This is a genomic window from Erwinia sp. HDF1-3R, assembly GCF_039621855.1.
In the GTDB taxonomy this organism is placed as follows: Bacteria; Pseudomonadota; Gammaproteobacteria; order Enterobacterales; family Enterobacteriaceae; genus Erwinia.
Genome location: NZ_CP155071.1, coordinates 2,748,287 through 2,763,163, shown reverse-complemented (window position 1 = coordinate 2,763,163; position 14,877 = coordinate 2,748,287). Strand labels below are relative to the sequence as shown.

Sequence of the window (14,877 nt, the reverse complement as noted above, 5' to 3'; positions counted from 1 at the left end):
CAACAGGAAAACGGCAGGGCGCGTATCGCCGCACCCTGACCGTTGGGGGAATGCTACATTCTCTCTACCGTATCGATACCCAGCGTATCCAGACCTAACTTAAGCGTTTTCGCCGTCAGCAGCGCCAGCTTCAGGCGGCTCTGCTTCGTCGCTTCATCATCAGCGGTCAGAATCGGGCAGTGCTCGTAAAATCCTGAGAACAGCCCGGCCAGATCATACAGATAGGCGCACATCACGTGCGGCGTACCGTCTCGGGCCACCTGAGTAATAGTTTCGTCAAACTGCAACAGGCGAACGGCCAGGGCAGACTCACGCTCTTCACGAATAACCGTCTGACCGGTTATCTCGCTTTCCCCGATGCCGGCCTTGCGGAATACCGACAGCACCCGGCTGTAGGCATACTGCATATAGGGCGCGGTATTGCCCTCAAAGGCGAGCATATTATCCCAGTCAAAAATATAGTCGGTGGTACGGCTTTTCGATAAGTCGGCATACTTAATGGCTCCGATACCGACGCTGTTTGCCAGTGCGCGAAGCTGTTCGGCAGGCATATCCGGATTCTTTTCACTGACCAGACGGGTGGCACGCTCAACGGCTTCGTCCAGCAGGTCGGAAAGCTTAATGGTGCCGCCCGCACGGGTTTTGAAGGGCTTGCCGTCTTTGCCCAGCATCATACCGAACGCATGATGTTCCAGCGGCACCGACTCAGGCACGTAGCCTGCCTTACGCACAATGGTCCATGCCTGCATCAGATGCTGGTGCTGACGGGAGTCAATATAGTAAATAACGCGGTCGGCCTTCAGCGTTTCGTAGCGATATTTAGCGCAGGCAATATCGGTGGTGGTGTAAAGATAGCCCCCGTCTTTTTTCTGGATAATAACGCCCATCGGGTCGCCATCTTTATTTTTATACTCATCCAGGAAGACCACGGTGGCGCCTTCACTTTCAACGGCCAGACCTTTTGCTTTCAGATCGGCAACGATGCCGGGCAGCATATCGTTATAAAGGCTCTCACCCATCACATCGTTGCGCGTCAGGGTGACGTTCATCCGATCGTAAATGGACTGATTCTGCGTCATGGTGATGTCGACCAGCTTTTTCCACATCGTGCGACAGTATTCGTCACCGCCCTGAAGCTTCACCACATAGCCACGAGCACGTTCGGCGAAGGCGGGATCTTCATCATAAGTGCGTTTGGCCTCGCGGTAGAAGCCTTCAAGGTCGGCCAGTGCCATTTCGCCGTGCTGCTCATTCTGCTGTTTTTCCAGGAAGGCAATCAGCATGCCAAACTGCGTTCCCCAGTCACCAACGTGATTAGCACGAATAACCTTATGCCCCAGGAAGGAGAGCGTACGCGCCGCCGCGTCACCAATAATGGTGGAACGTACGTGACCCACATGCATCTCTTTTGCCACGTTAGGCGCGGAATAGTCGATAACGATGGTCTGTGGCTCAACCGGCGTTACGCCCAGGCGGGGAGCGGCAATGGCGCTATCGATCTGCGTTGACAGCCAGGCAGAATCGAGAAAAAGGTTAATAAAGCCAGGGCCGGCAATCTCAACTTTGCTGGCGATGCCCGCCAGATCGAGATGTTTAATGACGTCTTCTGCCAGCTGTCGGGGCACCTTGCCCATCTTTTTTGCCACGGCCATGATGCCGTTGGCCTGGTAAGCACCGAACTGTGCTCTGGCGGATTGACGCACCTGTGGCTCGCAGTCGCCTGGAGCACCTGCGGCGATCATCGCCTGACTGACTTTTTCTGAGAGAAGAGCCTGAATATTCACCGAATTACCCTAATTATGCTGATATGACCCGCGCGCCGGGGCGCAAAAAAATAAGGGGGGAAGTATACTGCATTTCGGAGGGAGTTATCCATGAAGCTGGTCGCAAATGACGGCAAACCCGGGCATTTTTACCGATGTGAGCAGTGGAGCTGCCACTGCGATGAGAGGGGGACAGTATGGGCTGTCCCCCCTCGGGAAATCGCTATGGACGACGACGGTGGGTGCGGTGCGGGCTGGAAATAGTGTTTTTATTATTCCGTACCTTCCAGTGGCGTACCAGCGCAAATCCCATCATCGCAATCAGCACGATGACAAGTAGCAACATAAGCATAGGGTTATTCCTTGAGTGAGAGTCACGATCAATCTGTCTCAAATAAGAATAGCCTGGAAGATGCCGCTCAGGAATTAAGAAAAGTCGCATTTTTGTAAATTAACTAAATGAAAACATATAGTTAAGTATAACTATCTAAAACAAAAACTGGTACTGAACCAGCATAAGCTGGGTATAATTGAGTGAAGAATGGCTTATATATCATCTTCTCAGCATGAAATTGGATAAATAAAGAGTTTAACTGGTCCGATACGGGCGCTGGCGTTGAAAAAAATCAGTAATTTAACTTAAGTATCGAAGGGGGAGCCATTGACAGGCCCAATTGCAGAAGAGTTAACCGACCTTATCAATGATCTGCCGCGTTTCTTGACTTCGCTGGATGAATTTTCAGAAAGTCTGGGTTTAAGACTGGCCGATCTTGAAATTGATCATATTGCCGTGCGCTGTAACCAGATTACGACGGCGGAACGGTGGAAAAAAGGTTTTTTACAGCACGGCACGCTATTTTCAGAAAAAAATATTAATGGTCGCCCCGTTGCCCTTTTTGAACTGACGGAAGGGCTGACGGTGGGCCCCTGGGCGATCACCCTGATCGAGCTTCCCTGGCCCGGCAATCGGCTCTACCGACATGAAGGCTGGGAGCATATTGAGGTCGTATTGCGTGGTAAAGAAAGCGAGCTGGGCAACCGCGCGCTGGCGCTGTTATCTGATACCGGACTGGTGCAGCCCGGGGTGACAATAAAAAATAGCGCACCGGCGGGGGAAGGTGAACGGCTGCCCAATCCCACTCTTGCCGTGTCGAATGGCAGTATCACCATCAAGTTCCATCCCTGGAGCCTGAAGGAAATAGTGGAAAGCGAAGGGGCGTAAGCCCTAGCGATTCATTAGACTGACCGCGTTTTTCATGCGTTTCAGGGCTTCGTTAATCATATCCCGCGGGCAGCCGAAGTTGAAACGAACAAAGGCATCATCACCAAAATCGCGCCCCGGCGAGAATCCCAGCCCGTGACGCTCGAAGAAGAGCGCGGGGCTGGCCACATTTAACTGACTGGCATCGATCCACGCCAGATAGGTGGCTTCCGGCGCAGACAGCGTCAGACCCGACATGGCGTTAATCTCTGCCGTTAGCAGATCGCGCGTTCCACGCAAATAGGCCAGCTGCTTATCAAGCCAGGGCTGTCCATCGCGCCAGGCGGCGGTGGCGGCTACGTAGGCAAGAATATCCACGGGCGGTACGACGCCTTTTCGCTGCTGCATGAAGCGCCTGCGCAGTTCAGGATTAGGAATGATCGCCAGCGATGCGCCCAGACCGGCAATATTGAAGGTTTTCGAGGGAGACATTAGCGTAACCGAGCGCTGCGCGGCGTCTTCACTGAGGCTGGCAAAAGGGATGTGCTTCAGACCCGGCTCCAGAATGAGATCGCAGTGGATCTCATCCGAGCAGACAATCAGATCGTGGCGCTGAGCGAAGCGCAGCTGGCTCTCCAGCTCTTCACGTCGGTAAACGGTGCCGCCCGGATTCTGAGGATTACAGAGCATCAGTAATTTTTCGTTGCCGGTCATCTGCATTTCAAGCGCCAGCAAGTCCATTACCCAGCGCTGATTTTCCAGACGCAGCTGCGCATTGAGCTGCGTACGGTTTGCCAGTTTTGCCGCTGAGCGAAAAGGCGGGTAAACAGGCGTCGGCGCGATGGTCCCCTGATGGGACTCGGTAAAGGCGCGGACCGAAAGATTAAGGCCACTGATCACTCCTGGCAGGAAAACCAGCCAGTCCGACTCTATTTTCCACTGGTAGCGTTCTGCCATGCGGGCAATAACCAAATCAATCAGTTCAGGCGGCGTAATGCCGTACCCGAAGATGCCGTGTTCAACACGCTGTTTCAACGCGTTAATCACACATTCTGGCGATCGGAAATCCGTATCGGCCACCCACAGGGGAAGGATGTCCTGGTTCCCGTATTTGTGCCATTTTTCACTATCGCTGTGACGGCGATCGATCCGTTCATTAAAACTGGATGTCATGTCAGTGATTCCCGTTAATATAATTACTAATGTCTTAAGGCAGATTAAACATCAGCTGTGATTTTCACAACCTGACGGCGGTCATTAACAGGAGGATGGGATGTGTAAACTGGAAGTATGCTGCTACGGAGTCGATTGCGCACTGGCGGCCGAAAAAGCCGGAGCCGATCGTATCGAACTTTGCTCTGCCCCGGCTGAGGGAGGACTTACGCCTTCTGCCGGTAGTCTGATGCAGGCTCGAGAGAGGCTGACCATCCCGGTCCACCCGATAGTACGACCACGTGGCGGAGACTTCTGCTATTCCGCTGGCGAATTTGAGGAAATCAAATCTGATATCGATTTTATTCGGGAACGGGGTTTTCCAGGGCTGGTGGTCGGCGTACTGGACGTGGACGGTCATATTGATCTTGTGCGCATGAAGCAGGTAATGGCGCTCTGTAATGGCATGGCGGTGACCTTCCATCGTGCGTTCGATCTCTGCCACAGCCCATTGACTGCGCTGCAACAGCTGACCGATCTTGGCGTAGCGCGCATTCTGACGTCGGGGCAGCAGCAAAGCGCCGAAAGTGGTTTACCCTTATTAAGGGAACTAACGCGCACTACCCGCGGTCCAATCATCATGGCGGGTGCTGGGGTGCGTCTCAGCAACCTGCAAAAGTTTATTGATGCCGGGCTCAGCGAGCTACACAGCTCGGCCAGCCAGCGAATTTCATCATCAATGCGCTATCGCAAAGCGGGTGTTTCAATGAGTTCGGTGGCAGAGACCGACGAATTCAGCCGAACCTGCGTGGACAGTGATATGGTTGAAGCCATGAAGGGCGCGATGTTACACAGTTCATCTGTTAACGTCGCCTGAAACGATTTTGCCGCGCAGCACGCCAGTTCAGCGACGTGATGTTTGCAAGTACCAGGCCCCATCATTTTGGTGGGGCTTTTTTTATCTGGCGAGAGTTGCGCCGAGGATAATCCCATTATACTTTGCAGGGATGCCTGCCTACTGACGAGACCCTGTATGAAACCCCTTCTGCTAAGTGCCTGTTGTGCTGTCCTGCTGCACACGGGTGTTGTAATGGCAACGCCGGGCTGCCCGCCTCATTATCAGCAGATTAACGACAGCAATGCTCTTTTAGTGCTGGGTGGAACCGCAACCGGCCCGGTAAAGCAGGTGGTCGTCGGTGAATTTGGTAAGGACGTGGATCGGCAAAAGCGGATGCTGGCGAAGTTTGACGCCTGCGGCGTGCTGCTTCAGGCGAATATTAGCGTCGATAAAAATGAAGGCAATCTGGTGATGAAGGCGGTGCAGAGCATCACCCGCGTTGAAGATGGCTGGCAAACTGCGTATGACATTTCGGTGTTTGTAATCAGGGCGGGCGAGGCTGAGCCGGTGACGCGCAAGGAGGGCATCATCAGCTATATGACCGGCAGGAATGGCACTATCACCAGTTCTACCGATACTTTCCTGTTGCAGGGAGTGAAAGGTTTTACCGCAACAACGAACAGTTTTGATGCACATTTCCGGTTGATTAAGAGCGTTGCGCGCGGTTCGGACAGTCTGGCGAACGGTGAGAGCATTTATCAGTGGAATAAGAAGAATCAGCTGACGTCTTCCTTTTCGGGTAGCAACCGGATGTTCCTGCGTTATGACAGCCAGGATCGTGAGCTTATGCTGCGTACGCTGACGACATCGCCCTTGAGCCAGCTGCACACAGTTGATGAGTGCCAGCTTTGGGACGATCGCGGCAATTGTACGCTTAGCTATTCACGCGAGACGGAGTTGTTTCCGGCGGGAATGATTCGCCGTGATATCACGACTGCCTATCGCTTTGAGTATTGGGATAAAGCGGGCAGGGCAGAGGAAGACGATCGGACTTTCCCTTGACCGATGCCAGGCTTTGTCTTTGACGCCGACTTCGCGTTGAGGTCTTGTGCGTTGGTCTGCCATGAAGCTGCAATATCTGAGGTGCTGGTAGACAATCCCAGCGTTTGCCGGTTAGTTGTTTGGGCTGCCATACCTGTGGTGTCGGTGGATAATCCCAGCGTTTGTCGGTTAGTTGTTGGGCTGCAATAGCTGTGGTGTCGGTGGATAATCCCAGCGTTTGCCGGACGTCGCAGCTACACGCTTCGCGTGGTGCCTTTGGCTCCGACGCCAGGCCGGACGGCCCGGTCGCGAGCGGGCGTCCTGCCCGCCGCTCCCTGAGTGCAGCATCCCTGCTGCCCTCGCCTGGCCCTCCGTCTCTGCCGCAGCGCTGCGGAATGCCCGTCACCCGCTGGGATTGTCCACCTCTCAGGCTTCTGAGTCGTTTCAGATAAGACCTTTTATCAATACGCAGGGTTCTTTCCACAATAAAACCGGGCAAGGAGTTTCCTGTCACCCCGGAACCGCCCTTAACCGCAGCCAGCACAATGTAGTAAGCCGGCGGGTGGGGCCCGGTGACAGGCAATCCGCAGCGCTGAGCGCAGGGAGGGAGACCCGGATGGGCCAGCAGGGATGCTGGCACAAGGGCATGCCGGGACAGGGATGTCACGTCATGCCCGGTCCGGAAAGTCGACGAGCGAAGCGAAGGCACCGCGCCACGCGCGGCGCGAGGACCGCCAGGCACCGGGCACCACCCGTAGGCGACGGCACCAGACCTGTAGGCGACGGCACCAGACCTGTAGGCGACGGCACCAGACCTGTAGGCGACGGCACCAGACCTGTAGGCGACGGCACCAGACCTGTAGGCGACGGCACCAGACCTGTAGGCGACGGCACCAGACCTGTAGGCGACGGCACCAGACCTGTAGGCGACGGCACCAGACCTGTAGGCGACGGCACCAGACCTGTAGGCGACGGCACCAGACCTGTAGGCGACGGCACCAGACCTGTAGGCGACGGCACCAAACCTGTAGGCGACGGCACCAAACCTTTAGCCAGCCGGGCCCCACCCCCAGGCGACACCTCCAGCTTTTGTAGCACCGGGCCCCGCATGCCAGCAACGGACTTAACCGAAAGGACGCTATTTAACCGTCTGACTGAAGGCATCAACGGCCATAATGGCGCTGGCGATATCCTCTGCGCTGAGATTCGGATTGAGATTCTTAAGCGTATCCCCTTCGTTATTGGCCAGTGCGCCAATCTTCACCAGATTCTCCCAGCTCTCATTTTCCAGATGCAGCTCCTTCAGCGTAACCGGCATCTTAATCGCGCGATAAAAACGAATATAGCGGGCAATCTCCTCATCCGGACGCTGCTCAAGCACCATCTGCGTCAACGTGCCATAGGCTACCTTCTCACCGTGGGTAAGATGATGAATATCGCCTTCGATGGCGGTAAAACCATTATGGATCGCGTGTGCGCCTGCCAGTCCTGCATTCTCAAACCCCAGTCCGGAAAGCAGCGTATTCGCCTCAACCACGGCCTCCACGGCGGGCGTCACCAGCTTTTTCTCGACGGCCTGATAAGCGCTGAACCCATAGGTCAGCAGCGTTTTTTCACAGGCCTCGGCAATAGCCATGCCCGCAATGGTCGGATCGCCATTGACCATCGACTTACTGTGCGAGCGTTTTACCGCCTGCGCCTCAACAAAGGTCGCCAGCCCATCGGCGATACCGGAAGCGAACAATCTGACCGGTGCGCGGGCGCAAACCTGAGTATCTACCAGCACCAGGTCAGGGTTTTTACTGTAGAAACGGTAGCTTTCAAACACGCCGCTATCCGAATAGATCACCGACAGTGCGCTACAGGGGGCATCCGTTGATGCAATCGTCGGAACGATAACCACAGGCTGCTTCAGTTCATCCGCGACGGCTTTCACGGTATCCAGGGTTTTCCCACCGCCGAGACCGACGACCAGGCTGGCTCCGCCGTTTTTTGCCAGTCCTGCTAGGCGGGTAATTTCATTACTGGAGGCTTCACCATTGAACTGCTGATAGTGAAACGCAATGTTGTTCTGCTTCAGTGAGGTTTCGACATCTTTTCCAATCAGCCCCCAGACGATGTCGTCCGCGACCACAAACGCGTTGTTGCCAAGCTCAGCGACGTACTCGCCCAGCTGGGCCAACACGCCTGCACCCTGAACATATTTCCGCGGTGAAGAGAATACGAACTTACTCATGCAAGACTCCTTGTAATGAAATAAAACAGAAGTGTGTCTCCTTTATCCTGGTCTTTTTATCGCGTCGTGGCTTGTTAAAAAACGCTTTTCGGAAAGTTTCACATAAGTTGAAACTGCTGAAAACTACGCCAGGGTGTCGGAGCGAAATCGAACGAGGGTTGAAGGGCAACATTACCCGGAATAGCCTTAATCCGAGGCGGCACAGGGCGTGCCGCCTCGGCGGGTACGGGCAAAACGCGGGCGCGGTCTTAAGGCTTGCGCGCCACCAGTACCGCGCGCAGCGGAGCCGGGTAGCCCTCGACGGTTTTAGAACTGTCATCGGGGTCAAGGAACTCCGCGAGTGAGCCGGTCACCATCCAGTCGGTACGGCGCTGTTCGTCCGTCGTGGTACGCGAATAATCCACAATACGCACATCCTCGAATCCGCACTTCTCCAGCCACCCTTTCAGCGCACCGGTAGAGGGAATGAAATAGACGTTGCGCATCTGCGCATATCGCTCGCCCGGCACCAGGACATCCCGCTCGCCGCCCTCAATCACCAGCGTCTCCAGCACCAGCTCACCGCCGCTCACCAGCTGGTTTCTCAACTGGAGCAGATGATCAAGCGGTGAACGGCGGTGATACAACACGCCCATAGAGAAAACGGTATCAAACGCCTTGAGTTCGGGAAGCTGCTCAATACCTAACGGCAGCAGATGCGCGCGCTGATCGCTGCCCAATAGCTTACGTACCGCCTCGAACTGGCATAAAAACAGCTGCATCGGATCGATGCCCACCGCCAGGCTGGCGCCAGCACCCACCATCCGCCACAGGTGATAGCCGCTGCCGCAGCCCACGTCCAGAATTGTCCTGCCCGCCAGCGGTGAAATGTGCGGCAGCACGCGCGTCCATTTCCAGTCCGAGCGCCACTCGGTATCAATGTTCACGCCGTAGAGCGAAAACGGACCCTTACGCCAGGGCATCAGATTACGCAGCAGTTTCTCAATACCGTCGCGCTGGCGATCGCTCAGCTGGCTGCTGTCAGCGCTGACGCCGTGCAGCAAATCCAGACTCTCGGGCGTCAGCGCGGGCAGGTACTCCACCGATCGATCCCAGTTTTTGAAATGACCGTGCAGCTGCTCGCGTTGCCAGGCGGCAAGCTGGGCAGGGAGCGTTTCCAGCCAGTGGGCCAGTGGACCTTTGGCAATAAGCTGGTAAAAATTTCCAAAATCCATCAGGCAGATCCTGCTTTAAGCGCGATCAGCGAGCCGAAATTAAAACACTGGAACCAGAGTTCAGCATGTTCAAAACCGGCGGTACGCAGCCGCTGTTTATGGGTTTCCACGCTGTCCGTCAGCATAACGTTTTCCAGCATACTGCGCTTCTGGCTGATCTCGAGCTCGCTGTAGCCATTGGCTCGTTTGAAATCGTGATGCATGTTAAACAGCAGCTCACCGACGTCCTGGTCGGCAAAGCTGAACTTCTCCGACAGGACCAACGCGCCGCCGGGACGCAGCCCCTGCCAGACGTTGTTCAACAGCTGCTGCCGCTCGGCAGGCTCCAGAAATTGCAGGGTGAAGTTCAGCACCACCATTGAGGCATTTTCAATGGTGATATCACGGATATCCGCTTCGATAACCTCAACCGGCGTGTCGGCCCGGAAAGCATCGATATGGCGGCGGCAGCGCTCAACCATGGCCGGCGAATTATCAACGGAGATAATCTTACAGCCATTAACATGAATATTACGGCGCACGGAGAGCGTCGCCGCGCCCAGCGAGCAGCCCAGGTCATAGATCTGCGTGTCGGGCTGGACAAAACGTTCGGCCAGCATGCCGATCATCGAAATGATATTCGAATAACCCGGCACCGAGCGCTGGATCATATCGGGAAAAACTTCAGCCACGCGCTCGTCAAACGTCCAGTCACCCAGTTTGGCAATTGGCGCGGAGAACAGCATATCGCGGTTAGACATAGTGGTAAGTCCGAAAGGAAAACGGAAAGGCGGTATTCTGGCAGAAAGCGGCGCAGGCTGCACCCTTTCTGCCACGCGGGGCGATCGGCGGGGCGGTACCGCCTGCCCGTTTTAGCGTTAGCGCAGCGTCAGAACCAGGTCCCAGGGCAGATAAATCAAATTGATAATCACCATTCCCAGCAGCGAAAGGATGGAAATAGTGGTGCCATTTTTGCGCCACAACCGGGTGCTGGTGCGCAGGCCATAGATATGCAGCAGGCGGCCCAGGAAAAAAAACAGCGCGGTAAGGTGCAGCAGCCAGATATCAGCGCCGTTCATTTCCATACTAATTAGCAGCAGGGCAGCGATCGGGATAAATTCCACCGCACCGCTGTGAATGCGCAGCGCGATTTGCAGCTCGTAAAACCCGCCGTCACCCCAGGCAACCCGATACAGCTGGCGCAGTCGTGAAACGTTTAAAGACAGCTTGATAAGAAACAGGGCACCAAGCACAACATACAGGGCGCTGACCATTCCAACTCCATCGTTTTATTAAAAATATCTGGCAACATCATAGCGATGAAAGTGCAATCTGTCAGGGAATGGCGACAAGTTGAGGATGATTTCGGACGTTCAGCGTCAGAACAGCTGCGCCTGCTGCGGCCAGTCCGGCGCTTCTCCGCACTGCGGCAGGATCGCCTGCAGGGTGGGCCAGAGAGCCTGAACCAGGTCGGGTGCAAAGCCAATGTCGGGGGTATGGATGAACAGCCAGGGCTGGCCCTGTTCGGCCCATTGCGGCAGCAGCGCCCGCCAGGATTGAAACCAGGCCAGATTAGCCCCGGGATCGTCACCGCCGATAAATCGAATCATCGGCTGATCGGCGGTCTTCACCGCATGCACCGGCAGTACCGGTTTTTTGCGCTGTGCTTCGATAATGGCTGGATTACTCGGTTTTGCCGAATGTACGCCGCGCGTATCGAGGATCACCCGGTTAACGCTACGATCGTGCAACCCACGGTTAAGCGCCCGTTCAGCGTCTCCCTTGGTGAAAAATGCCGGATGACGGACCTCCACGCCGTAGCGAAAGCCAGAGGGCAGGGTATCCAGAAATGCCCAGAGTACCGGTAGCTCATCCGGGCCGAAAGCCGGGGGCAGCTGCAGCCAGTACTGACCCATGCGCGCATCAAGCGGGGCGAGCAGGCTAAAAAATTCTGCGGTGAGATCCTGACAGTTGCGCAGAGCCGACTGATGGCTGATGGTCGCCGGGAATTTAAAGCAGAAGCGGAAGTCGTCGTGCGTCATGTCGTACCAACGCTGCACGATCTCCGGCCTCGGCAGGGCATAAAGCGTGGTATTACCCTCTACGCAGTTAAAATAGCGGGCATAGTCCGCAAGGGTAGCCATACCCAGCTTCTTCCACTGAGGATGCTGCCACTGCGGCAGTCCAAGATAAAAAGGCTTCACCGGCGTTCCCTCTCGTATCGTCCAGCAGGAAATGTAACGAGGCCAGCAGCGGAGTGCAACCCGTCAGCAGGCGTGACGGGCTGTCAGCTTATAATGCGGCGATAATGTCGGCGGAGTGACGGACACGGCCCAGGCGCGGGAAAATATTTTTCATGCTGCCCTGGTGCTGGTCGGTGCTGCCCGCGCTGCAAACGTCCTCAGCGACGATCAGGTTGAAACCCAGCTCCCAGGCGTTACGCGCGGTGGACTCCACGCCAATATTGGTGGAGATACCGCCCAGCACGATGGTATCAATACCCCGGCGGCGCAGCTGTAACTCCAGGTCGGTGCCGTAGAATGCGCCCCACTGATGCTTGGTTACTTCGATGTCGCTCTCCTCTTTGCCCAGCGCGGCGGGGTAGACCCACCAGTTCCCGGGCAGGGCACCGCCGTGGCTGACATCGACCGGCTGCTTCGGCGCGTCGCCGAAGTCTTTGGCCCAGCCCACGCGTACCAGCACTACCGGGGCATTGACGGCGCGAAACTTCGCGGCAAGCGTTGCGGCGCGGGTGACTACCTCAGATGCGCTGTGTGGTCCACCGGCAAAGGGCAGTATCCCTTCCTGAAGGTCGATTAATACCAGTGCGGTTTTGGCTGCATTTATCTCTAACATCGTCTCTCCGGTGCAAAAGGGAAACCATTGAGAATACAGCTAATCCTGCTTTTTCTGCGATAAGAACAATGTTCGCAAAGGGTGAAATTTGTTAGCGTTTATGAGAGGCGGGGTGTCTGCGGGCTATTTTGCCCGCTTTCGGGGGCGTTGATGCGGTTACGGCTCTTATCGCGCCGGGCTTTTTCAATTATAATGGCCGCCATTTTTCGCGACAGCATCGCCTGCATGGGCAGAGACAACAAAACTGCTGCGTGTGAGCGGCGAAGTTTAAAGGATATCGTTATGCGTACTGATTATTGCGGACAGCTCAATCTGTCCCACGTAGGCCAGCAAGTGACACTGTGCGGTTGGGTCAACCGCCGCCGCGACCTGGGCAGCCTGATCTTTATTGATATGCGCGATCGCGAAGGTATCGTACAGGTATTTTTCGATCCGGACCGTCAGGAAGCTTTCCAGCTGGCCTCTGAACTCCGTAACGAATTTTGCATTCAGCTCACCGGCACCGTCCGCGCTCGCGACGATAAAAATAAAAACAGTGAGATGCCGACCGGTGAGATCGAAGTGTTTGCCACCGACCTGAGCATTATCAACCGCGCCGAGCCGTTGCCGCTCGATTCCAATCAGGTCAACAGCGAGGAAGCCCGTCTTAAGTACCGCTACCTCGATCTGCGCCGCCCGGATATGGCTCAGCGCCTGAAGGCGCGCGCTAAAATCACCAGCTTCGTCCGTCGCTTTATGGATGACAACGGCTTTCTGGATATCGAAACGCCGATGTTGACCAAGGCCACGCCGGAAGGCGCGCGCGACTACCTGGTACCCAGCCGCGTGCATAAAGGCAAGTTCTATGCTCTGCCGCAGTCGCCTCAGCTGTTTAAACAGCTGCTGATGATGTCGGGCTTCGACCGCTACTATCAGGTGGTCAAATGCTTCCGCGATGAAGATTTACGCGCCGATCGCCAGCCTGAATTTACCCAGATCGATGTTGAAACCTCGTTTATGACCGCCCCGCAGGTGCGTGAGATCATGGAACGTCTGGTGCGCGAGCTGTGGCAGGACGTGAAGGGCGTTGATCTGGGTGATTTCCCCACAATGACCTTCGAAGAGGCGATGCGTCGTTACGGCTCTGACAAGCCGGACCTGCGCAATCCGATGGAGCTGGTGGACGTTGCTGACCTGCTGAATACCGTTGAGTTTAAGGTGTTCTCCGGGCCGGCTAATGACCCTAAAGGTCGCGTGGCGGCGCTTCGTGTGCCGGGCGGCGCTCAGCTCAGTCGTAAACAGATTGACGAATACGGCAAGTTTATTGAAATCTACGGCGCGAAAGGCCTGGCTTATATCAAGGTCAATGAGCGCGCGAAAGGCCTGGAAGGCATCACCAGCCCGGTGGCCAAGTTCCTGAATGCGGACATCGTTGAGTCCATTCTGGCCCGGACCGACGCCGCCGACGGCGATATGATCTTCTTCGGCGCTGACAGGGCGAAAGTGGTGGCTGATGCGCTGGGTGCGCTGCGCCTGAAGCTGGGCCGCGACCTGGCCATCACCGATGCTGCCGCCTGGAAGCCGCTGTGGGTTATCGACTTCCCGATGTTTGAGGATGACGGTGAAGAGGGTCTGACCGCGATGCACCATCCGTTCACCGCGCCGAAAGAGCTGACGCCGGACGAGCTGAAAGCGGCTCCCGAAGCGGCTATTGCCAACGCGTACGATATGGTCATTAACGGCTATGAAGTCGGCGGCGGCTCCGTGCGTATTCATAATGGGCAGATGCAGCAGACGGTGTTTGGCATTCTCGGCATTACCGGGCAGGAACAGCGTGAGAAATTTGGCTTCCTGCTGGATGCGCTCAAATACGGTACGCCGCCGCATGCGGGTCTGGCATTTGGCCTCGACCGTCTGGTGATGCTGCTGACCGGTACGGATAACATCCGTGACGTGATCGCGTTCCCGAAAACGACGGCGGCAGCCTGCCTGATGACCGAGGCCCCAAGCTTCGCGAACCCGGCATCGCTGGGCGAACTGGGCATTGAAGTCGTGAAAAAACAGCAGGCCCGCGCGTCTGATTCGTCATCAGAGAGCGAGTAAATGGCTTTTAAGCATCCGGTATCGGTGCTGGTGGTGATTTACGCCAGTGATACCCGGCGGGTGCTAATGCTGCAGCGGCGGGATGACAGCAGCTTCTGGCAGTCGGTTACCGGCAGTCAGGAGCCCGCGGAAACGCTGGCTGAAACCGCCGTGCGCGAAGTGTGGGAGGAGACGGGAATTGACGTCAACGCTGAGCAGCTCACAGTCAGCGACTGCCAGCGTCAGATAGAATTCGAAATCTTCGCGCATTTCCGCCACCGCTATGCGCCTGATATCACGCATAACGCCGAGCACTGGTTCAGTCTTGCTCTGCCAGCGGAGCGGGATATCATGCTGAGCGAGCACCTGGCGTTTTGCTGGCTGCCCGCCGAAGAGGCCGCGCAGCTGACGAAATCCTGGAGTAACCGCCAGGCAATTGAAGAATTTGTTGTATCACTTTTGGCTTAACTTTCTGACCGCAAGACGGTTTTAAATTATCTGACTATCCAGGCGTTATCATTGAGGTAGCCTGTGAG

Annotated in this window: 14 protein-coding genes; 5 read left to right on the top strand and 9 right to left on the bottom strand. The window is 56.0% G+C overall.

Features of this window, described 5'->3' with window-relative positions; genetic code table 11:
* Positions 1-53: 53 nt before the first annotated feature.
* Positions 54-1,784: an arginine--tRNA ligase gene (gene argS, locus AAGR22_RS12665; protein WP_067701093.1), complete on the bottom strand. Its 1,731-nt coding sequence runs from the start codon at positions 1,782-1,784 to the stop codon at positions 54-56.
* A 202-nt stretch (positions 1,785-1,986) separates the two neighbouring features.
* Positions 1,987-2,115, bottom strand: a complete 129-nt coding sequence (locus AAGR22_RS12660) for a hypothetical protein (protein ID WP_255362062.1) — start codon at positions 2,113-2,115, stop codon at positions 1,987-1,989.
* A gap of 309 nt (positions 2,116-2,424) precedes the next feature.
* Here AAGR22_RS12660 and AAGR22_RS12655 point away from each other — a divergent pair, with 309 nt between their 5' ends.
* Positions 2,425-2,985, top strand: a complete 561-nt coding sequence (locus tag AAGR22_RS12655) for a VOC family protein (protein ID WP_067701096.1) — start codon at positions 2,425-2,427, stop codon at positions 2,983-2,985.
* A gap of 3 nt (positions 2,986-2,988) precedes the next feature.
* On the opposite strand, the gene AAGR22_RS12650 is transcribed toward AAGR22_RS12655, so the two are convergent.
* Positions 2,989-4,137, bottom strand: coding sequence for a PatB family C-S lyase (locus AAGR22_RS12650; RefSeq protein WP_345827841.1), 1,149 nt, complete (start codon positions 4,135-4,137; stop codon positions 2,989-2,991).
* 100 nt (positions 4,138-4,237) lie between these two features.
* Between AAGR22_RS12650 and cutC the strand changes: the two genes are divergently transcribed.
* Together cutC and AAGR22_RS12640 are read left to right on the top strand one after the other, a co-directional pair.
* Positions 4,238-4,993 (top strand): copper homeostasis protein CutC, encoded by a 756-nt coding sequence (gene cutC / locus AAGR22_RS12645; protein ID WP_345827839.1) that lies wholly within the window; start codon positions 4,238-4,240, stop codon positions 4,991-4,993.
* 213 nt (positions 4,994-5,206) lie between these two features.
* Positions 5,207-6,016, top strand: a complete 810-nt coding sequence (locus AAGR22_RS12640; RefSeq protein ID WP_345827838.1) for a hypothetical protein — start codon at positions 5,207-5,209, stop codon at positions 6,014-6,016.
* A gap of 1,117 nt (positions 6,017-7,133) precedes the next feature.
* Here the strand turns inward: AAGR22_RS12640 and AAGR22_RS12635 are convergent.
* From AAGR22_RS12635 to AAGR22_RS12610, 6 genes are all read right to left on the bottom strand, one after another.
* Positions 7,134-8,231 (bottom strand): glycerol dehydrogenase, encoded by a 1,098-nt coding sequence (locus AAGR22_RS12635; RefSeq protein ID WP_345827836.1) that lies wholly within the window; start codon positions 8,229-8,231, stop codon positions 7,134-7,136.
* Between the two features lie 248 nt (positions 8,232-8,479).
* Positions 8,480-9,448: a tRNA 5-methoxyuridine(34)/uridine 5-oxyacetic acid(34) synthase CmoB gene (gene cmoB, locus AAGR22_RS12630; protein WP_345831591.1), complete on the bottom strand. Its 969-nt coding sequence runs from the start codon at positions 9,446-9,448 to the stop codon at positions 8,480-8,482.
* Complete coding sequence (cmoA, locus tag AAGR22_RS12625) at positions 9,445-10,185, bottom strand: carboxy-S-adenosyl-L-methionine synthase CmoA (RefSeq protein ID WP_067701113.1); 741 nt, start codon at positions 10,183-10,185, stop codon at positions 9,445-9,447. The genes cmoB and cmoA overlap by 4 nt, the downstream gene beginning before the upstream one ends.
* A gap of 117 nt (positions 10,186-10,302) precedes the next feature.
* On the bottom strand, positions 10,303-10,698 hold the full coding sequence (locus tag AAGR22_RS12620; RefSeq protein WP_345827834.1) for an MAPEG family protein: 396 nt from the start codon (positions 10,696-10,698) through the stop codon (positions 10,303-10,305).
* Positions 10,699-10,803: 105 nt separating this feature from the next.
* Positions 10,804-11,628, bottom strand: coding sequence for a DUF72 domain-containing protein (locus AAGR22_RS12615; RefSeq protein WP_345827832.1), 825 nt, complete (start codon positions 11,626-11,628; stop codon positions 10,804-10,806).
* Between the two features lie 88 nt (positions 11,629-11,716).
* Positions 11,717-12,280: a hydrolase gene (locus tag AAGR22_RS12610; protein ID WP_345827830.1), complete on the bottom strand. Its 564-nt coding sequence runs from the start codon at positions 12,278-12,280 to the stop codon at positions 11,717-11,719.
* A gap of 282 nt (positions 12,281-12,562) precedes the next feature.
* Between AAGR22_RS12610 and aspS the strand changes: the two genes are divergently transcribed.
* Complete coding sequence (aspS, locus tag AAGR22_RS12605; RefSeq protein ID WP_345827828.1) at positions 12,563-14,362, top strand: aspartate--tRNA ligase; 1,800 nt, start codon at positions 12,563-12,565, stop codon at positions 14,360-14,362.
* A complete protein-coding gene (gene nudB / locus AAGR22_RS12600) occupies positions 14,363-14,809 on the top strand; it encodes a dihydroneopterin triphosphate diphosphatase (protein WP_345827827.1) in 447 nt (148 codons plus the stop codon).
* Positions 14,810-14,877: the final 68 nt, after the last annotated feature.